This is a genomic window from Cedecea sp., assembly GCF_036500665.1.
GTDB lineage: Bacteria > Pseudomonadota > Gammaproteobacteria > Enterobacterales > Enterobacteriaceae > Cedecea.
Window position 1 is genome coordinate 38,354 of record NZ_DASYBS010000180.1, and the last position, 19,473, is coordinate 57,826.

The 19,473-nt window shown below is 58.7% G+C and carries 15 protein-coding genes and 1 pseudogene; 8 read left to right on the forward strand and 8 right to left on the reverse strand.

From position 1 onward, the window contains the following. Window positions 1-70: 70 nt before the first annotated feature. From ldtC to VGM55_RS26810, 3 genes are all read right to left on the reverse strand, one after another. Complete coding sequence (gene ldtC / locus VGM55_RS26800) at window positions 71-1,045, reverse strand: L,D-transpeptidase LdtC (protein WP_154187637.1); 975 nt, start codon at window positions 1,043-1,045, stop codon at window positions 71-73. Window positions 1,046-1,197: 152 nt separating this feature from the next. Beyond that, complete coding sequence (gene mfd / locus VGM55_RS26805; RefSeq protein ID WP_331637265.1) at window positions 1,198-4,644, reverse strand: transcription-repair coupling factor; 3,447 nt, start codon at window positions 4,642-4,644, stop codon at window positions 1,198-1,200. 174 nt (window positions 4,645-4,818) lie between these two features. After that, window positions 4,819-5,880 carry an acyltransferase family protein gene (locus tag VGM55_RS26810; protein WP_331637266.1) on the reverse strand — a complete coding sequence of 354 codons (1,062 nt, stop codon included), beginning with the start codon at window positions 5,878-5,880 and terminating at the stop codon, window positions 4,819-4,821. A gap of 234 nt (window positions 5,881-6,114) precedes the next feature. Between VGM55_RS26810 and lolC the strand changes: the two genes are divergently transcribed. From lolC to cobB, 5 genes are all read left to right on the forward strand, one after another. Continuing rightward, window positions 6,115-7,314, forward strand: coding sequence for a lipoprotein-releasing ABC transporter permease subunit LolC (gene lolC / locus VGM55_RS26815; protein WP_154187634.1), 1,200 nt, complete (start codon window positions 6,115-6,117; stop codon window positions 7,312-7,314). Beyond that, entirely contained in the window at window positions 7,307-8,011 is a 705-nt protein-coding gene (gene lolD, locus VGM55_RS26820; protein WP_154187633.1) for a lipoprotein-releasing ABC transporter ATP-binding protein LolD, read from the forward strand. Before lolC ends, lolD begins: the two co-directional genes overlap by 8 nt. Then, window positions 8,011-9,255 carry a lipoprotein-releasing ABC transporter permease subunit LolE gene (gene lolE / locus VGM55_RS26825; protein ID WP_331637267.1) on the forward strand — a complete coding sequence of 415 codons (1,245 nt, stop codon included), beginning with the start codon at window positions 8,011-8,013 and terminating at the stop codon, window positions 9,253-9,255. The genes lolD and lolE overlap by 1 nt, the downstream gene beginning before the upstream one ends. Window positions 9,256-9,348: 93 nt before the next feature. Next, entirely contained in the window at window positions 9,349-10,260 is a 912-nt protein-coding gene (gene nagK / locus VGM55_RS26830; RefSeq protein WP_154187631.1) for an N-acetylglucosamine kinase, read from the forward strand. Between the two features lie 3 nt (window positions 10,261-10,263). Then, window positions 10,264-11,085 (forward strand): Sir2 family NAD+-dependent deacetylase, encoded by an 822-nt coding sequence (gene cobB / locus VGM55_RS26835; RefSeq protein WP_154187630.1) that lies wholly within the window; start codon window positions 10,264-10,266, stop codon window positions 11,083-11,085. A 58-nt stretch (window positions 11,086-11,143) separates the two neighbouring features. Here the strand turns inward: cobB and VGM55_RS26840 are convergent, their stop codons facing one another. The 4 genes from VGM55_RS26840 to VGM55_RS26855 all read right to left on the reverse strand — a co-directional run bounded on the left by VGM55_RS26840 (window position 11,144) and on the right by VGM55_RS26855 (window position 16,005). Then, window positions 11,144-11,392: a hypothetical protein gene (locus VGM55_RS26840; RefSeq protein WP_331637268.1), complete on the reverse strand. Its 249-nt coding sequence runs from the start codon at window positions 11,390-11,392 to the stop codon at window positions 11,144-11,146. Window positions 11,393-11,776: 384 nt separating this feature from the next. After that, window positions 11,777-12,529, reverse strand: coding sequence for a 16S rRNA (guanine(1516)-N(2))-methyltransferase RsmJ (rsmJ, locus tag VGM55_RS26845; RefSeq protein WP_331637269.1), 753 nt, complete (start codon window positions 12,527-12,529; stop codon window positions 11,777-11,779). An 8-nt stretch (window positions 12,530-12,537) separates the two neighbouring features. Further along, the gene (gene prlC, locus VGM55_RS26850) at window positions 12,538-14,580 is read right to left on the reverse strand and encodes an oligopeptidase A (protein WP_154187470.1); all 2,043 of its coding nucleotides are present in this window, start codon (window positions 14,578-14,580) and stop codon (window positions 12,538-12,540) included. Window positions 14,581-14,733: 153 nt separating this feature from the next. Then, window positions 14,734-16,005: a phosphatase PAP2 family protein gene (locus tag VGM55_RS26855; protein WP_331637270.1), complete on the reverse strand. Its 1,272-nt coding sequence runs from the start codon at window positions 16,003-16,005 to the stop codon at window positions 14,734-14,736. A 195-nt stretch (window positions 16,006-16,200) separates the two neighbouring features. On the opposite strand from VGM55_RS26855, the gene VGM55_RS26860 reads away from it, so the two are divergent. Together VGM55_RS26860 and gorA are read left to right on the forward strand one after the other, a co-directional pair. Further along, the gene (locus VGM55_RS26860; protein ID WP_331637271.1) at window positions 16,201-17,043 is read left to right on the forward strand and encodes a 23S rRNA (adenine(2030)-N(6))-methyltransferase RlmJ; all 843 of its coding nucleotides are present in this window, start codon (window positions 16,201-16,203) and stop codon (window positions 17,041-17,043) included. 207 nt (window positions 17,044-17,250) lie between these two features. Continuing rightward, on the forward strand, window positions 17,251-18,603 hold the full coding sequence (gene gorA / locus VGM55_RS26865; RefSeq protein WP_331637272.1) for a glutathione-disulfide reductase: 1,353 nt from the start codon (window positions 17,251-17,253) through the stop codon (window positions 18,601-18,603). Between the two features lie 165 nt (window positions 18,604-18,768). Here the strand turns inward: gorA and VGM55_RS27570 are convergent. Further along, window positions 18,769-19,080: pseudogene (locus tag VGM55_RS27570) on the reverse strand (integrase core domain-containing protein); the annotation flags it as partial. Window positions 19,081-19,143: 63 nt separating this feature from the next. On the opposite strand from VGM55_RS27570, the gene VGM55_RS27575 reads away from it, so the two are divergent. After that, on the forward strand, window positions 19,144-19,473 hold a 330-nt coding region (locus tag VGM55_RS27575; protein WP_414648321.1), incomplete at its 3' end, for a hypothetical protein.

The following is a 19,473-nucleotide window of genomic DNA, read 5'->3' on the forward strand; positions in this document are numbered from 1 at the left end:
AATAACACATACACATTGGGCTTCGGTCTTGTCTTTCGACAGGGCCTTTTTTTATGCTTAACACCAAAACTTACATTTCATTTATCGGCTGCTCAGCCGTATGAGCATTGACGTTAATCGGCATCCCGGAACGGTGCTCCATGGCCTGCTCCATCACCTGGGCATCCGTTTTTGGTGCGTCACGGAACTGTTTCATCTGCTCGTTCAGCACAATCGGCAGGACTTTCGGATCGTCATCAATTGCTTTGGACAGCGGCTGGTGAACTTCAACCAGGCGCGAGCCGTCCGGCTCAACGGAGGCTTTGATTGGCGTGTTGATGATACGTACCGAAGTGCCAACCGGCACCGTATTAAACAGCGCTTTGATATCGCCGTCGCGCAGGCGGATACAGCCGGAGCTGACGCGCATGCCAATGCCGAAGTCGGCGTTAGTGCCGTGCAGCAGGTAAACGCCACCGAACGCCGCGAGGCGAATCGCGTGGTGGCCCATTGGGTTATCTGGCCCTGCGGGTACCACGGCCGGAAGTTTTACGCCCTGCGCCAGGTAGCGCGCACGAATATTGGCCGTCGGCGTCCACGTCGGGTTCGCTCGCTTATCAGAAATTTTTGTCACCATCGTCGGCGTCAGGGTATCGCCGCCCAGCTGGCCAATGCCAATCGGGTACACGGTGACGGTATTTTTCCCTGCCGGGAAGTAGTACAGGCGCAGTTCGGCAAGGTTAATGACGATGCCTTCGCGCGGCACGTCCGGCAGCAGCATCTGGCGGGGGATGGTCAATACGCTACCGGCGCGGGGAACGTAAGGATCGACGCCGGGGTTGGCCTGTAATAATGCCAGGAAACCGACGTTATACTTTTTAGCAATGGCCTCCAGCGAGCCGCCGTCATTTTCGACCTGATGGAACAGGTTTTTGCCGATCAGGCGGCTGTTGGCGGCGGGAAGCGGGTAATCGTTAGCGCTGGCGGGAAGCGCTATCACCGCTGCGCCCAGTAAGGCTGCGACGGCAAACCAGCGGCGGAAAGACAAAGTACGCGATGCAAACATAGCTTAAACCCTGCGGTTAAAATGGCTAATTTTATGAGACAGATAAACGCCAATTATCGGTTAGCCGCGTGTCGGGAAGTCCTGGTGGATTGCAAAGAATGTGTAAATGTCACAGAAAGTTGCGCCTTACCGGACGGTAAGGCGCAGAGGTGTCAGGCGGCGGCATTCTCCGCCAGGCTATTCATAAAGTTACGCACCCACTCCATGCGCGCTTTCCTGTCGCCAAGCTCCTGGAAGAACTTCAGCCGGGTAGGGCCGTCAAGGCGATAATGCTGCGGCTGCTTCTGCAGCAGACCAATCAGCCAGACCGGATCCACGTGGTTCTTCTCCGCGAACTCGATAGTACCCCCTTTTTCATTGCCCTCAATCTTACGCACGCCCAGCTTCTGAGCCTGCTGGCGCAGCGCGGCGATATCCAGCAGGTTGCGAGCCGCATCCGGCAGAATGCCAAAGCGGTCGATCAGCTCCACTTTCAGCTCGTCCAGCTCGTGTTCGCCCTTCGCGCTGGCAATACGCTTGTAGAACGACAGGCGGGTATTGACGTCAGGAATAAAGTCGTCCGGCAGCAGGGCAGGCATACGCAGCTCCACTTCGGTCTGGCTGTTGGTGAGATCTTCCAGCGACGGCTCGCGGCCTTCTTTCAGGGCATCGACGGCGTTTTCCAGCAGCTCCATATACAGCGAGAAGCCGATGGTTTCCATCTGACCGCTCTGATCTTCGCCCAGCAGCTCGCCCGCGCCGCGAATTTCCAGGTCGTGGGTGGCTAACGCGAACCCGGCGCCTAAATCTTCCAGCGAGGCAATGGCCTCCAGGCGTTTTTGCGCGTCGGTGGTCATGGCTTTTGGATGCGGCGTCAGCAGCCAGGCATAGGCCTGGTGGTGCGAACGCCCGACGCGCCCACGCAGCTGGTGAAGCTGCGCGAGGCCAAAGTGATCGGCCCGCTCGATGATGATAGTGTTGGCGGTCGGAATGTCGATCCCGGTTTCGATGATGGTGGTACACACCAGCACGTTAAAACGTTGGTGGTGGAAGTCGTTCATCACCCGTTCCAGCTCGCGCTCGCGCATCTGGCCGTGGCCGATGGCAACCCGCGCTTCCGGCACCAGCTCGGCCAGCTTATCGGCGGCTTTCTGAATGTTTTCAACGTCGTTGTAGAGGTAGTAAACCTGGCCGCCGCGCAGCACTTCACGCAGGATAGCCTCGCGGACCACCAGGCTGTCATATTCACGCACGAAGGTTTTCACCGCCAGGCGGCGGGCCGGTGGCGTGGCGATAATCGACAGATCGCGCATGCCGCTCATCGCCATATTCAGGGTGCGCGGAATCGGCGTTGCGGTCAGCGTAAGAATATCCACGTCGGCACGCATCGCTTTAATGCGCTCTTTGTGACGCACGCCGAAGCGGTGCTCTTCGTCGACAATCAGCAGCCCCAGGTCGCGCCATTTCACGTCGGCCTGCAGCAGTTTGTGGGTGCCGATAAGAATGTCGATTTTCCCTTCGCTTGCCTGCTCCAGAATCTGCGTCTGCTCTTTGGCGCTGCGGAAGCGGGAGAGCATTTCAATGCGCACCGGCCAGTTGGCGAAGCGGTCGCGGAAGTTGTCGTAGTGCTGCTGAGCCAGCAGGGTGGTCGGCACCAGGACCGCGACCTGCTTGTTGTTCTCCACCGCCAGGAACGCGGCGCGCATCGCCACTTCGGTTTTGCCGAAGCCAACGTCGCCGCACACCAGCCTGTCCATCGCCAGCGGGCGACACATATCGCTCAGCACGGCGTTGATAGCCTGGGCCTGATCCGGCGTGGTTTCAAACGGGAAGCTGTCGCAGAACAGCTGGTACTGCTCGCGGTCGTGCTTAAAGGCAAAGCCCTCTTTGGCGGCACGCATGGCATAGATATCCAGCAGTTCGGCGGCGACGTCGCGCACTTTCTCCGCCGCTTTCTGGCGAGCGCGGGACCAGGCATCGCTGCCCAGCTTATGCAGCGGCGCGTTGTCGTCGGCGCCACCGGCGTAACGGCTAATCAGGTGCAGGGAGGAGACCGGGACGTAGAGTTTGGCGTCGCCCGCGTAGGTCAGCATCAGGTATTCGGCGGTAATGCCACCGGCTTCCAGCGTGGTCAGCCCGGCATAGCGGCCCACGCCGTGTTCCAGGTGAACCACCGGCTGGCCTGCGTGCAGCTCGGCCAGGTTGCGGATCAGCGTGTCCGGGTTAATCGTGCGGCGGCTGTCCTGACGGCGACGGCTGACGCGTTCGCCCAGCAGGTCGCTTTCGCAAATCAGCGCCCGGTTGCGCAGGGTGTCGATAAAGCCGTGTTCGCTGGCGCCGATCGTCAGATAGCGGCCGTTGCCTTCGGCTTCTTCCAGGCGGTAAATGCGTTTTGGCGCAACTTTAATGCGCCCGAGCAGTTCGCCCAAAGCTTCGCGGCGGCCTTCGCTTTCGACCGAGAAAATCACCGGCCCGGTAAAGGACTCGAGGAACTTCCGCAGGCTGTCCAGCGGGGCTTTTTGCTGTGCCTGAACGGCCAGATCCGGCAGCGCCTGGTAACCCAGGTTCACGTTGGCGGCCTTTTTCGCCAGTGATTCCGTTTTGAGCTGCACGCGCGGCCAGGCTTTCAGCTCGCTAAACAGCGAATCGGTTTTCAGCCACAGATCTTCCGGCGGCAGAAGAGGGCGCATGGGGTCAACGCCACGGTTTTCATAGCGGGCGTTCGCATCCAGCCAGAAGCGTTCGGCGCTGGCTTCCAGATCGCCGGTATTCACCAGCAGCGTGTTGGCCGGGAAATAGCTAAACAGCGTTGGCAGCGGTTCGCTGAAGAACAGCGGCTGCCAGTATTCGATGCCCGCGGGCAGCGTGCCTTTACTGACCTGTTGATAGATGTGCTCGGCGTCACGCTTCACGTCAAACTTGTCGCGCCACTGGCTGCGGAACAGCTCAATCGCATTTTTGTCGGTCGGAAATTCATGGGCCGGCAGCAGGTTGATGGCGTCAACTTCTTCCAGCGTACGCTGGGAGTCCACGTCGAAGACGCGCAGGCTGTCGATTTCATCATCAAAGAAATCGATGCGGTACGGCTGGCTGCTGCCCATCGGATAAAGGTCAAGTAAGGCGCCACGGGTGGCAAACTCGCCGTGCTCCATCACCTGATCGACGCTGCGGTAGCCCGCTTGCTCCAGCTGCGCGCGCAGGTTATCCCGCGACAGGCGCTGGCCCTTTTTCATCACCAGCGCGTGGCCGTGCAGGTAGCTGTGCGGGCAAACGCGCTGCATCAGCGTATTCACCGGCATGATCAGCACGCCGCGCTGCATGGTCGGCAGTTGGTAAAGCGTGGACAGGCGCGACGAAATGATTTCCTGATGCGGCGAGAAGCTGTCGTACGGCAGCGTTTCCCAGTCGGCGAGATTAACAACCAGGTTGTCGGTGAACTGGGTAATTTCATCGTGCAGGCGCAGCGCGTTCTGCATGTCCGGGGCAATCAGTACCACCGGGCCGCTATGGCGTTCAACGATTTCAGCCACTTCGGTGGCGCAGGCCGAACCGGTCAGCTCGCCCAGCAGACGTTGTTCTGCGGCTTTTACGGGTAAGGAATAGCGATAGTGTTCAGGCATAGATTGCGTCAGGATCTCGTAGGTTGTTCCGCCAGCCCGAGGGCAGGCGGTGCGCGAGCCATTGATAAGCAGTTAGATATTATTATCCCCGATCGCTTTGTATTAGCAACCGAATCACCGAAATGGGGATGATGTCGTGAAAAAGCAACCCGCCGGAGCGGGCTGCCATCAGGCTCATGAGCCCGCGGCGATTTTAGCCGGAGGTGAGAAGAACATATCCCTGAACAGGGCAACGGAGAGCTTGCGGAAGCCGAGACCGGCCAGCGTACACACGCCGAGGCTGACAAACGGGTACACCAGCAGAATCGCCAGCACCAGCGAGTCCGGGAAGCTGCCGCTGTTGATGCGGGCTATCATGATCAGGCTTATCGCCTCAATCAAAATGCGGTGCGTGGTATAGATGGCGATGGTGTTCGAGCCGACCACGTTAAGGAAGCCGTCTTCACGCGCTTCGCGCCAGCCGTTCAGCAGGTAGAACACGCGCAGGATAACCACGATAGACACCAGAGAAATCACCAGCGGCACGTTTACGAAGTAAAGCGCCAGCGAGGCCATCGCGACGCCTGCGCAGATAAACGGACGTTGCGAAAAGCGGAAGTCCTTCATCCAGGCCATCAGCAAAGGGCCAAACCACGCGCCGAGGCCGTAATAAACCATATTCCGTACCACGCTGTTCAGTCCCCACCACGGCAGCGGCACAAAGGCGATGATAACGTTGATACCCATCAGCACCATCAGCACGGGAATGCGGTAGCGGCGCAGCGCTTTAAACATCACGAAGTAGACCAGCAGGGCGTAGAGATACCACAGGCTGGTGCTTGCCTTTGCCATACTGATGGCGAACTGCGCGAGCGAATCGGCGTAGGCGGCGTTCGAAGCCGGGTTACGCTCAAGCTCGGGCGCCAGCCACTGGTTGAGGTACGTAAGTGCGACCCACTGAATCAGGCCCCACAGCAGCACATAGAAAATGCTCCACAGCCGTTTATCCACGCTGTCGCGCCATCTCACCTCGTGAATGTAGCGGGTTATCAGGTACCCGGAAATAAAGAAAAACACCGGCATACGGAAGGGCGCGAGGTAGAGATTGAGGTAAACCCACAGCTTGGCGATGTACTGATTCAGGCCTGGCCCGAGGGCGGTAAGGTGAGGATAGAAAGTGATAACCGAATGGTAGATAACCACCAGACAAATACATAATCCTTTGATTTGGTTGATCCAGAGTTGCTTTTTCTTCATGCCATATCCACGTCTTTGTGTCTTATCGTCGTCATTGGCCTTTTATCCTGGCGGCATCACGCGGCGATCACGACCTCAATTGTCTGTTTTTGGCGCTGATTTGGTAAATTTAGGAAAAGTTGCAGGCGCTTGAGAAGTAACGGGAATAATTTAGGCGTTAGAATTCATTTGGCCGGGGAGGTGTCGTATACTTCCAGGATCTTTGCTTAGGCAACCCGCAACAAGACGGACTTCATGTATCAACCTGTCGCGTTATTTATAGGCCTGCGCTACATGCGTGGGCGAGCAGCGGACCGCTTTGGCCGCTTCGTCTCCTGGCTGTCGACGATTGGCATCACCCTTGGGGTGATGGCGCTGGTCACGGTACTTTCGGTCATGAATGGCTTCGAGCGCGAGCTGCAAAACAACATCCTGGGGCTGATGCCGCAGGCGTTGATCACCTCGCCGTTCGGCTCCATCAACCCTCAACAACATCCCGCTGATTCCCTGAAGCTTCAGGGCGTAACCCGTATTGCGCCGCTGACCACCGGCGACGTGGTGCTGCAAAGCGCGCGTAGCGTGGCGGTGGGCGTGATGCTCGGCGTGCAGCCGGACGAAAAAGACCCGCTTTCTCCGTACCTGGTGAACGTCAAGCAGGCAGACCTGGTCGCCGGGCAGTACAACGTTATCCTTGGTGAGCAGCTTGCCGGTTCACTGGGCGTTAAGCGCGGCGAGACTATCCGCATTATGGTGCCGTCCGCCAGCCAGTTCACGCCGATGGGGCGCTTGCCGAGCCAGCGTCTGTTCACCGTGATTGGCACCTTCGCGGCAAGCAGCGAAGTGGACGGCTACCAGATGCTGGTCAATCAGCAGGATGCCTCGCGCCTGATGCGTTATCCGGCGGGCAATATCACCGGCTGGCGCCTGTGGCTTGCCGAGCCGCTCAAGGTCGATGTGCTGAGCCAGCAAACGCTGCCGCAGGGCACCGAATGGAAAGACTGGCGCGAGCGCAAAGGCGAGCTGTTCCAGGCCGTGCGCATGGAGAAAAACATGATGGGGCTGTTGCTGAGCCTGATCGTTGCCGTCGCCGCCTTTAACATCATTACTTCCCTTGGCCTGCTGGTGATGGAAAAGCAGGGCGAGGTGGCGATTCTGCAAACCCAGGGGCTGACTCGTCGCCAGATCATGGCGGTGTTTATGGTTCAGGGTGCGGGCGCGGGCGTCATTGGTGCGCTGCTCGGGGCCTTGCTCGGGGCGCTGCTTGCCAGCCAGCTGAATAATTTAATGCCGGTCATCGGCATTCTGCTCGATGGCGCCGCGTTGCCGGTGGCTATCGAGCCGTTACAGGTTGTGGTGATTGCCATTGTGGCGATGGCCATTGCTCTGCTGTCCACGCTTTACCCTTCGTGGCGCGCCGCCGCGACCCAACCCGCTGAGGCTTTACGTTATGAGTAATTCTGTCCTGTTGCAGTGTGACAACCTGTGCAAACGCTATCAGGAAGGCAAGGTGCAAACGGATGTGCTGCACAATGTCAGCTTCAGCATCAACGCGGGTGAATTAATGGCGATTGTCGGGACCTCTGGCTCCGGCAAAAGTACCTTGCTGCATCTGCTGGGCGGGCTGGACACGCCGACCTCCGGCGACGTGGTATTCAACGGCCAGGCGATGAGCAAACTCTCGTCGGCGGCGAAGGCGGAATTGCGTAACCGCGAGCTGGGCTTTATTTATCAGTTCCACCATCTGCTGCCGGATTTCACCGCGCTGGAAAACGTCGCGATGCCGCTGCTTATCGGCAAGAAAAAGCCGGAAGAAGTGCAGCAACGCGCGCTGGAGATGCTGGCCGCCGTTGGGTTGGATCACCGCAGCAGCCACCGTCCTTCTGAACTGTCCGGCGGTGAACGTCAGCGCGTGGCGATTGCCCGTGCGCTGGTGAATAACCCGCGCCTGGTGCTGGCGGACGAGCCAACCGGTAACCTGGATGCGCGCAACGCCGACAGTATTTTCGAGCTGCTGGGCGAGCTGAACGTGCGCCAGGGCACCGCTTTCCTCGTCGTCACCCACGACCTGCAGCTGGCTAAGCGTATGTCCCGCCAGCTGGAAATGCGCGATGGTCGCTTAACCAGCGAGCTGACCTTAATGGGAGCGCAGTAATGGCTTCCCCCCTTTCTTTATTGATTGGCCTGCGTTTTAGCCGCGGGCGACGCCGCAGCGGCATGGTATCGCTGATTTCAGTTATCTCCACGCTCGGCATCGCGCTGGGCGTGGCGGTGCTGATCGTCGGCCTGAGCGCGATGAACGGCTTTGAGCGCGAGCTGAAAAACCGCATTCTTGCCGTGGTGCCTCATGGCGATATCAAGCCGGTGAATCAGCCGTTTACCCACTGGCAGGACGTGCTGCCTAAAGTTGAAAAAGTAAAAGGTATCGTGGCCGCCGCGCCTTATGTCAGTTTTACCGGGCTGGTGGAGAGCGGGGCAAATCTGCGCGCTATCGAAGTGAAGGGCGTAGATCCGGTTCAGGAGACTCGCCTCAGCGCCTTGCCGCAATACGTCCAGAATAATGCCTGGGCAAACTTCAAGGCCGGGCAGCAGCAGATCATCATGGGCAAAGGCGTGGCCGACGCGCTCAAGGTGAAGCAGGGCGACTGGGTGTCTATCATGATCCCCAACAACGACGGCGGCACAAAGCTGATGCAGCCTAAGCGTGTACGGCTTCAGGTCGCGGGCATTCTGGCGCTCAGCGGCCAGCTTGATCACAGCTTGGCGATGGTGCCGATGCAGGATGCGCAGGGTTACCTGGATATGGGCAACAGCGTCACCGGGATCTCCATCAAGGTAGACGACGTCTTTAATGCGCAAAAGCTGGTGCGTGACGCGGGCGAAGCCACCAATTCCTACGTCTATATTTCAAGCTGGATCGGCACCTACGGCTATATGTACCGCGACATCCAGATGATCCGCGCCATCATGTACCTGGCGATGGTGTTAGTCATCGGCGTCGCCTGCTTTAACATCGTTTCCACGCTGGTGATGGCGGTGAAAGACAAGAGCAGCGACATCGCGGTACTGCGCACGCTGGGGGCCAAAGACGGCCTGATCCGCGCGATCTTTGTCTGGTACGGGCTGCTGGCCGGGCTGCTGGGCAGCGTCAGCGGCGTGGTGGTCGGCGTGCTGGCCTCTTGGCAGCTGACCAACATCATCGGCGTGATTGAAAAACTGATCGGACACCATTTCCTGTCCGGTGATATTTATTTCATTGATTTCTTACCTTCTGAGCTGCACTGGCTGGACGTGGTTTACGTCCTCGTGACGGCGCTGGTGCTTAGCCTTCTGGCAAGCTGGTACCCGGCCCGGCGCGCAAGCAATATCGATCCGGCAAGGGTGCTAAGCGGACAATAAATTCAATTAACGATAATTTGCCCTACATCATTCGAGCTGTGACCCGGCAGAACCCAGGCGCAGCTTGAAGCATACCGGGCATTGGGAGCAGCGATGTATTACGGATTTGATATCGGCGGCACTAAGATTGCACTCGGCGTTTACGACCAGCAACGGCGTTTACTTTGGGAAGCCCGGGTTGCTACTCCTCATGACAGTTACGAAAATTTCCTCGACGCGGTAGCCGGGCTGGTGGCTCAGGCCGACGAGAAGTTTAACTGCCGCGGTTCGGTCGGCATCGGCATTCCGGGCATGCCGGAAACCGACGACGGCACGCTTTACGCCGCCAACGTTCCCGCCGCCAGCGGCAAACCGCTTCGCGCAGACCTGAGTGCCATGCTTGAGCGCGACGTGCGCATCGATAACGACGCCAACTGCTTCGCGCTGTCCGAAGCCTGGGACGACGAGTTCCTTAACTACCCGGTGGTGATGGGCCTGATCCTCGGCACCGGCGTCGGCGGCGGCATCATCGTCAACGGCAAATCGGTCACCGGCCGCAGCTACATCACCGGCGAATTCGGCCATACCCGCCTGCCGGTGGACGCGCTGGAAATCCTCGGGCGCGACATTCCCTTCACCCGCTGCGGCTGCGGTAAAAACGGCTGCATCGAAAACTACCTCTCCGGGCGCGGCTTTGCCTGGCTGTGGCAGCACTTCTACCAGGAGCCGCTGGACGCGAAAGAGATTATCGCCCGCTACCGCCAGGGCGACGAGCAGGCCATCGAGCACGTTGACCGTTTCCTGGAGCTGCTGGCCGCCTGCCTCGGCAATTTATTGACCTCCATCGACCCGCATCTGGTGGTGATTGGCGGAGGATTGTCTAACTTTAGCGATATCTACGCCCAACTGCCGGAGCGCCTGCCGAAGTACCTGCTGCCGGTTGCCGCAGTGCCGCGTATTGAACAGGCGCGCCACGGTGACGCAGGCGGTATGCGTGGCGCTGCATTCCTCCACTACACGGAGTAAGTCATGCTTTCTCGTCGTCAACACCGGCTCAGCCGGTTTCGGAAGAACAAACGCCTGCTGCGCCAACGTTTGCGTCAGCGTATCTTTTTCAGAGACAGGTTGGGGCCGGAAATGATGGACAGACCAAGAGTGGTTGTACTGACCGGGGCGGGGATCTCCGCCGAATCAGGCATTCGCACCTTCAGAGCCGCCGACGGGCTGTGGGAAGAGCACCGCGTCGAAGACGTGGCCACGCCGGAAGGCTTTGCCCGCGACCCGGCGCTGGTACAGCGTTTTTACAACGAGCGCCGCCACCAGCTGCAGCAGCCTGAAATTCAGCCCAACGCCGCACACCTGGCGCTGGCGAAGCTGGAAGAGGCGCTCGGCGACCACTTCGTGCTGGTCACCCAGAACATCGACAACCTTCACGAACGTGCGGGCAGTAAAAACGTCATCCACATGCACGGCGAGCTGCTGAAGGTTCGCTGCGCCAGCAGCGGCCAGGTGCTGGACTGGACGGGCGATATTACGCCGGAAGATCGCTGCCACTGCTGCCAGATCTCTTCCGCGCTGCGCCCGCACATCGTCTGGTTCGGCGAAATGCCGCTGGGCATGGATGAGATTTATCAGGCGATTGCCACCGCAGATTACTTCATTGCCATTGGCACCTCCGGGCACGTCTACCCGGCGGCGGGCTTTGTACACGAAGCGCGTTTGCAGGGGGCGCACACCGTGGAGCTGAACCTGGAACCAAGCCAGGTCGGCAGCGAGTTTGAAGAGAAGCATTACGGGCTGGCGAGCCAGGTTGTGCCGGAGTTTGTGGATAAGCTTTTGAAGGGGTTGTAGTGGGAGGCTGGCTCTCATTATTTCTCCAGAGAACTCTTTGATCTGATGGTTGTTCCGTTCACCCATAGAACTTTTTCCCCTGCACGTTCGCAGCACGGTGAACGTGTCCGGGGGATAACGCCATCCCCCGAACAGCCCCGGCGCCCGGCGAACTCATCGCCGCTGAAGCGGTAAACCCACCGGCTATCACCCAAACATTCGGGGTCGTTCGCGATTCGTTCCCGACGATCGCTCTCTTTCGCTGCTCCCGGCAGCTCAACCCCGCCTGAGTTGGGTCATAACCGGAGGCGATGAGAGCCGGAAACAAGGGCGTGGCTGTATGACTTGCAGCGACTGTGACGTTCTGTGTAGCCACGGGTTAAAAGCCAGGCTCGGTTCCGGCTTAAATCTCCTCGGTTTTCTCTCCGACTGGCCAGGGTCCGGACGTCGGGAACGGCCGGAGGCTGAGAGCGTCGGGAACGCGTCTCAGCCGACCCAGGACTGGGAGATAAAACTGAGGTTTACCGCTTGCGGCGATTTATTTGGCCGGGAGTCCGGGTTCTTAGGGGAGTGACGGTGACTCCCCTAAGACGTTCACCGGTACAGGAGCTACAGATACAACAGGGCTGGAAGTGAACGGAACCTTAGCCGATCCCTCATAGAGAATAGTTGTGACCAAAAGTCAACGGCGAAGAGGGCTGTCACAGCGCGATTACTCCGGCGTCCCGGCATAAATATCAAACCGGTGCCCTTTGGTCACCACCGCATTCTGCGTGGCGACGTCGGCCAACGGCGGAGCGTAGTCCGGGCGCTTCACCACGACTCTTTTCTTCGCCAGCGCTCTGGCCGGAGCCAGCAGCCCGTCCGCATCCTCATCCGGCCCCACCAGGGACTGGAAAACACGCATCTCTTTCTTCACCAGCGCGCTCTTCTGCTTATGGGGGAACATCGGATCGAGATACACCACATCCGGCCTCGGCGTAATATCGCTGAGCGCCGTCAGGCTTGAGGCATGAATGAGCTGTAATCGCTCCTGCAGCCAGCCGCCGATTTCCGGATCTTCGTAGCCACGGCGCAGGCCGTCATCAAGTAACGCGGCAACTACCGGATTGCGTTCCAGCATCCGCACGCGGCAGCCTACGGAGGCCAGCACGAAGGCGTCCCGCCCCAGCCCGGCCGTCGCGTCGACAACGTCCGGGAGATAGCTGCCTTTAACGCCCACAGCTTTCGCCACCGCTTCACCACGTCCGCCGCCAAACTTACGGCGGTGCGCCATCGCGCCGGAGGCAAAATCAACGAAGATGCCGCCAAGCTTTGGCTCATCGCGCTTGCGCAGTTCAAGATGCTCAGGCGTTAACACCAGCGCCATCAGAGCGTCTGCATCATGCTCAAGCTGCCAGCGCTCGCTCAAAACAGATAAGGCGCCGGAGTCGGCGCCTGCTTCAGTCAGTAAACAGATTTTCACGTGGTGGATTAGCCCTGAATACCGTAGTGATCCAGCATCGCGTCCAGCTGCGGCTCGCGCCCGCGGAAGCGTTTGAACAGCTCCATCGGCTCTTCCGAACCGCCACGGGTCAGGATGTTGTCGAGGAACGACTGGCCGGTTTCACGGTTGAAAATACCTTCTTCTTCGAAGCGAGAGTAAGCGTCCGCCGCCAGCACGTCGGCCCACAGGTAGCTGTAATAGCCCGCCGCGTAGCCACCCGCGAAGATGTGGCTGAAGGCGTGCGGGAAACGGCCCCAGCTTGGCCCCGGTACTACGGCAACCTGTTTCTTAATCTCGGCCAGCGTCTGCAGCACTTTCGCGCCCTGCTCCGGGTTGAATTCCGCATGCAGGCGGAAGTCGAACAGGCCGAACTCCAGCTGGCGCAGAATAAACAGCGCAGCCTGGTAGTTCTTCGCCGCCAGCATTTTTTCCAGCAGCTCAACAGGCAGAGATTCGCCCGTTTCATAGTGGCCGGAGATAAACGCCAGCGCTTCCGGCTCCCAGCACCAGTTTTCCATAAACTGGCTCGGCAGCTCGACCGCATCCCACGGCACGCCGTTGATGCCGGACACGCCCGCAGTTTCGATTTTGGTCAGCATATGATGCAGGCCGTGGCCGAACTCATGGAACAGGGTGATCACTTCGTCGTGGGTAAACAGCGCAGGTTTGCCGTTCACCGGTCGGTTGAAGTTACAGGTCAGGTAGGCAACCGGCTTTTGCAGCGAGCCGTCGGCGCGACGCATTTTACCCACGCAGTCATCCATCCACGCCCCGCCGCGCTTGTGCTCGCGAGCGTACAGGTCAAGATAGAAGCTGCCGCGCAGTTCGCCCTGGTCGTCATACAGCTCGAAGAAGCGCACGTCCGGGTGCCAGACGTCGATATCTTTACGCTCTTTGGCGGTAATGCCGTAGATGCGCTTCACAACCTCGAACAGGCCGTTCACCGCGCGCTCTTCCGGGAAGTACGGGCGCAGCTGCTCGTCACTGATGCTGTAAAGGTGCTGTTTCTGTTTTTCGCTGTACCAGGTGATGTCCCACGGCTCCAGCGCTTCCACGCCGTAATGCTCTTTCGCATAGGCGCGCAGCTGAGCCAGCTCGGCTTCACCCTGCGGGCGAGCGCGTTTTGCCAGGTCGGACAGGAATTCGAGCACCTGCTGCGGGTTTTCCGCCATCTTGGTGGCGAGGGATTTTTCCGCATAGTTGCCAAAGCCCAGCAGCTGAGCCAGTTCGTGGCGTAGCGCCAGAATCTCTTCCATCACCGGGGTGTTGTCCCACTTCCCGGCGTTCGGCCCCTGGTCAGAAGCACGCGTTGAATACGCGCGGTACATCTCTTCGCGCAGGGCGCGGTTGTCGCAGTAAGTCAGCACCGGCAGGTAGCTTGGGATATCCAGCGTCAGCAGCCAGCCGTCCTGCTCTTTGGCTTCTGCCTGAGCGCGGGCCGCAGCCAATGCGCTTTCCGGCATGCCTGCCAGCTCGGCTTCATCGGTAATCAGCTTGCTCCAGCCCATGGTAGCATCGAGCACGTTGTTGCTGTAGGTAGACCCCAGCTCGGACAGGCGAGCGGAGATCTCCCCGTAACGCTGCTGTTTGTCTTTTGGCAGGCCGATACCGGACAGCTCGAAGTCGCGCAGGGCGTTGTCCACCGCTTTCTTCTCGGCGACGCTCAGGCTGGCGTAGTTCGCGCCGTCACGCAGATCGCGGTAAGCGTTATACAGCCCTTCGTGCTGGCCAACCCAGGTGCTGTATTCGGACAGCAGCGGCAGCGTTTGTTCATAGGCTTCGCGCAGTTCCGGGCTGTTCTGCACCGAGTTCAGATGGCTGACCGGGGAGAACAGGCGGCCCAGGCGATCGTCCACTTCTGCCAGCGGCTGAACCAGGTTCTGCCAGCTATAAGGCGCGCCCTGCGCAACCACGCTTTCCACCGCCGCACGGCAGTCGTCCAGCGCTTTAGTCACGGCCGGAACAACATGTTCAGGTTTGATGGCGGAAAACGGCGGCAGCTCAAAAGAGGTCAGTAAAGGATTGGTCATAAGCGCGTTCCTGATTAAAAGGGAGAGAGAAGCGCTCAAGCGGCGCTTTGTGCATGGAGTCTAGCATGGGGTTAAGTGTAGCGAATTTCAATCCCGGACGTTGCGCTGGGCTTGTCAGGAAAAGGGGCAGCAGGCGCCGCCCCGAAAGGTGAATCAGTGGGATTTCACGGCCATGGCGTAGGCCGCAGGCAGGTTCAGGCGCTGCCAGAACTGCTGGTCCGCCGTCGTGCCGGACAGCGGGTAGCCCGCAGGTAACGCCGTTTTCACCATCAAGTCGCGGCGCTGGGCGGCGGAAAGCTTAGGCAGCGCGGCTTCCAGCAGGACTTCCGCCCCTTGCGGCACCTTCAGAGCCTGCTTCTCGCCCTTCTGCTGCGGCAGGTCGTAGGTCATGGTGAAGCGGTAAAGTTCTTTCATCGCTGGCGCACGGTACGGATCGTCTTTCGCGGAAGATTTCGCACATTCAGCCAAAGTGGTGCCACATTCTTTCTCCAGCGCGGTACGCAGCTGATCGCGGGCTTCGTTAAACAACGCGCGGTATTTCGGGTCGTTCAGGTAGTTAGCCACGTTGCGCTGCGCCACCATGCGGGACCCCATTACGTCCAGCGGATAATGCACGCCCAGCACAATGCGCGAGTAACCGTAGCGCGCGCCGCGTTCAACCAGGGCTTCAAAGCGCTCCGGCACCATTTCGGCCATCAGCAGCGCGTCGGTGTAACCCGTATTGGTGTGGCCGCTTGGGAAGGAGCCGCCGTCCGCGGTGTACGCTTTGTTATCTTTAATCACCACATCGTCCGGCACGAGATGGATGGTGTTGCCCTGAATCAGGAACGGACGCGGGTTATTGAAGTGCTTCTTCGCCGCGCTGGTGCTGACCTCGGAGGCTTTAATCAGCGCTGCGGCCTTGCTCAGCTCGCCTTTATCGTAGGCGGCCAGGAAGGCTTTGCCCAGGCGCGGCCCCATCGCGTCGCTCAGGAAGTAAAGATGGTTGATGCCCTCGGCATCCGCCAGCGCCTGATGGCGTGAAGTCTGTACGGCATTCAGATTGATGTTGGTGACCGTTTCAAGGTTCTGCTTAATCACGGAGTCCGGCAGCTTGCTGAACGCGGAAAGCAGCTCAATGCCCGCTTTCTGATTGGCTTTGGTCTGGAAGTCATAGCCGCTCGCCTTCAGCCAGGCGGTATCTGCCAGCTTTTTGCTTTGCTTCGCTTTATCCAGCTGGTCGCGGGTCAGTTTATCCGCGTCGCCTTTCAGGGCAGTGCGCAGCGCCGCCAGGGACTGCGTTTCAAGATCATCAAACGCCTGGCTGCTGTTCGCTGGCGTCACGGTATTGGCTATCGCCGCGGCCTGAGGGAGAGACACATCCTTCGCCAGGGCGGGCATAGCCACCGCCAGCGCTGCTGCCAGCATAGAAATACGGAGTTTCATTATTTTTCCTTTTATTCAAACGATTACCTTGCCTGGCAGCGACGCTATCCTGGGAATTTGACGCTTTTATGACACATTTATGTTTTGAAACCTTTTCGGCCCGATTGAAACAGCGCCGCGCCCGGGCGGTAATCCGCCGCAATCTGCGGTAAACTGTGGGAAATTTGTTTTCTTATTCGTGGAACACCATCCCTCATGCTCAGCTATCGCCACAGCTTTCACGCCGGTAACCATGCCGACGTACTAAAACACACCGTTCAAAGCCTGATTATTGAATCGCTCAAAGAGAAGGAGAAACCGTTTCTCTATCTCGACACCCACGCAGGCGCCGGTCGTTACCAGTTGAGCAGCGAACATGCGGAGCGTACAGGCGAGTATCTGGAAGGTATCGCGCGCATTTGGCAGCAGGATGATTTACCTGCCGAGCTGGAAGCCTATATTGGCGCGGTACAGCACCTGAACCGCAGCGGCAACCTGCGTTACTACCCAGGCTCTCCGCTGATTGCCCGCCACCTGCTGCGCGAACAGGACAGCCTGCAGCTCACCGAACTGCATCCGTCCGACTTCCCGCTGCTGCGCTCCGAGTTCCAGAAGGACGACCGCGCCCGCGTTGAGCGTGCCGACGGCTACCAGCAGCTGAAAGCGAAGCTGCCGCCGGTTTCCCGTCGCGGCCTGATCCTCATCGACCCACCGTATGAGATCAAAACCGACTATCAGGACGTGGTAAAAGGCATCGTCGAAGGCTACAAACGTTTTGCCACCGGCACCTATGCGCTGTGGTACCCGGTGGTGCTGCGCCAGCAAATCAAACGCATGATCCGCGACCTGGAAGAGACCGGCATCCGCCGCATCCTGCAGATCGAGCTGGCGGTTCGCCCGGACAGCGACCAGCGCGGCATGACGGCGTCCGGCATGATCGTGATTAACCCGCCGTGGAAGCTGGAGCAGCAGATGACCAACGTGCTGCCGTGGCTGCACAAAAAGCTGGTGCCAACGGGCACCGGCTCGACCACGCTGAGCTGGATTGTGCCTGAATAAGAAAGCTAGCCACTAGATAATTCGAGTTGCGGCCAGGCGGCAAGGGAGTGAATCCCCAGGAGCTTACTAAAGTAAGTGACTGGGGTTCAGGAGTGCAGCCAACACCGCTGCAGCTTGAAGTATGACGTGGCTATTACAACAATCGGTAGAACCTTTATCCCGGCGCGCTACAATCGCGCCTAATTTTCGACTCAAAAGGGAAACATCATGACCAAACATTATGACTACCTCGCCATTGGCGGCGGCAGCGGCGGTATCGCCTCGATCAACCGTGCGGCAATGTATGGGCAGAAATGCGCACTGATTGAGGCGAAAGATCTGGGCGGCACCTGCGTCAACGTCGGCTGCGTGCCTAAAAAAGTGATGTGGCATGCGGCGCAAATCGCCGAAGCGATTCACAACTACGGCCCGGACTACGGCTTTGACACCACGCTGAACCACTTCGACTGGGACAAGCTTATCGCCAGCCGTACCGCCTATATCGACCGCATTCACACCTCTTACGACAACGTATTGGGCAAGAATAACGTTGACGTGATTCGCGGCTTTGCGAAGTTTGTGGATGCCCACACCGTAGAAGTTAACGGCGAAACCATCACAGCAGACCATATTCTGATCGCCACCGGCGGTCGTCCAAGCCATCCGAACATCCCTGGCGCAGAATACGGTATTGATTCCGACGGCTTCTTCGAACTGCCGGGCCTGCCAAAACGCGTGGCGGTTGTCGGCGCGGGCTATATCGCGGTGGAAATCGCGGGCGTGATTAACGCGCTGGGCTCAGAAACGCACCTGTTCGTGCGCAAACATGCGCCGCTGCGTACCTTCGATCCGCTGATCGTCGAAACGCTGCTGGAAGTGATTGAAGCAGAAGGCCCAACCCTGCACACCAACGCGATTCCGAAAGCGGTAGTGAAAAACGCCGACGGAAGCCTGACGCTGGAGCTGGAAGATGGCCGGGCTGAAACCGTCGACACCCTGATTTGGGCGATTGGCCGTGAACCGGCTAACGACAACTTCAACCTGCAGGTCACCGGCGTCGAGCTGGATGCAAAAGGCTATATCAAGGTCGATAAGTTCCAGAACACCAACGTGGCTGGCATCTATGCGGTAGGCGATAACACCGGCGCGGTTGAGCTGACGCCTGTCGCCGTCGCCGCCGGCCGTCGCCTGTCCGAGCGCCTGTTTAACAACAAGCCGGACGAGCACCTGGACTACAGCAACGTGCCAACCGTGGTGTTCAGCCACCCGCCAATCGGCACCGTGGGCCTGACCGAACCGCAGGCGCGCGAGCAGTACGGCGACGACAACGTGAAGGTCTACAAATCCTCCTTCACCGCGATGTACACCGCCGTGACCTCTCACCGCCAGCCGTGCCGCATGAAGCTGGTCTGCGCGGGCCCGGACGAGAAAATCGTCGGGATTCACGGCATCGGCTTCGGCATGGATGAAATCCTGCAGGGCTTCGCCGTGGCGCTGAAAATGGGCGCGACCAAGAAAGACTTCGACAACACCGTGGCTATCCACCCGACCGCGGCGGAAGAGTTTGTGACGATGCGTTAGTGTAGAAAATTCATCCCTACATCTTTTTAAACTCTGAAAAACTGGCCTGATACGCCAGTTTTTTTATGCTGTCAGGTCGCGGCGTAAGCATACCTGTTTTAGTTCCACGCACTTTTTGAGACTTCCGTGTTTTTGATCCCTTCCCAATATCGATGCCAGGTTAAATCAGAGATTCCGGCCTTTTTGCAGACTTCGGATAAATTCCTCCGGCGTCTGATTATTTAAAGATGAATGGGGTCTTTGCTGGTTATATTCCTGCCGCCAGCATTCGATCTTCTCCTGCGCATCTTCCAGTGACAGGAACCAGTGAACATTCAGACATTCATCACGCAGACTCCCGTTGAATGACTCGACCAGTGCATTGTCTGTTGGTTTTACCGGCCGCGAGAAGTCCATCGTCACCTTATTTTCATACGTCCATCGGTCCAGAGATTTAGAGATAAATTCGCTGCCATTATCCGTCTGCAATCGGTGTGGCACACGCAGCTTCATTCGCTTCAGGCGCTCCATAACGGCAACCACGGCGCAGACCAATACGGTATGCGTCCAGCAGGTAAGTCACCGCCTCTCGCTTCTGGACGGGCCTCAGAACTTTTTTCGAATGACATCCTGGAGCATTTCCTTATCCAGACTGAGGTCTGCCACCAGGCGACGGAGTCGCTGGTTTTCATCCTCCAGTTACCGCAGACGACGCAGTTCTGTCACGCCCATCCCACCAAACTTTTTCTTCCAGTTAATGGGATGGACTACCTCCTCCCTCTGCGATTAACTGTACGAGATATGTTCAGCAGGAGAATCACCATGAATATCGTATTTCTGGGTATTGATCTGGCTAAAAATGTCTTCCAGCTCTGCGGGTTAAACCAGGCC

What these genes read in the sequence shown, in the direction of transcription:
- lolD (WP_154187633.1), top strand. Translation starts at nt 7,307, where the DNA reads ATGAGTAATTCTGTCCTGTTGCAGTGTGACAACCTGTGCAAACGCTAT.
- VGM55_RS26855 (WP_331637270.1), bottom strand. Translation starts at nt 16,005, where the DNA reads ATGAAACTCCGTATTTCTATGCTGGCAGCAGCGCTGGCGGTGGCTATG.
- mfd (WP_331637265.1), bottom strand. Translation starts at nt 4,644, where the DNA reads ATGCCTGAACACTATCGCTATTCCTTACCCGTAAAAGCCGCAGAACAA.
- gorA (WP_331637272.1), top strand. Translation starts at nt 17,251, where the DNA reads ATGACCAAACATTATGACTACCTCGCCATTGGCGGCGGCAGCGGCGGT.
- ldtC (WP_154187637.1), bottom strand. Translation starts at nt 1,045, where the DNA reads ATGTTTGCATCGCGTACTTTGTCTTTCCGCCGCTGGTTTGCCGTCGCA.
- VGM55_RS26810 (WP_331637266.1), bottom strand. Translation starts at nt 5,880, where the DNA reads ATGAAGAAAAAGCAACTCTGGATCAACCAAATCAAAGGATTATGTATT.
- lolE (WP_331637267.1), top strand. Translation starts at nt 8,011, where the DNA reads ATGGCTTCCCCCCTTTCTTTATTGATTGGCCTGCGTTTTAGCCGCGGG.
- lolC (WP_154187634.1), top strand. Translation starts at nt 6,115, where the DNA reads ATGTATCAACCTGTCGCGTTATTTATAGGCCTGCGCTACATGCGTGGG.
- nagK (WP_154187631.1), top strand. Translation starts at nt 9,349, where the DNA reads ATGTATTACGGATTTGATATCGGCGGCACTAAGATTGCACTCGGCGTT.
- VGM55_RS26860 (WP_331637271.1), top strand. Translation starts at nt 16,201, where the DNA reads ATGCTCAGCTATCGCCACAGCTTTCACGCCGGTAACCATGCCGACGTA.
- cobB (WP_154187630.1), top strand. Translation starts at nt 10,264, where the DNA reads ATGCTTTCTCGTCGTCAACACCGGCTCAGCCGGTTTCGGAAGAACAAA.
- prlC (WP_154187470.1), bottom strand. Translation starts at nt 14,580, where the DNA reads ATGACCAATCCTTTACTGACCTCTTTTGAGCTGCCGCCGTTTTCCGCC.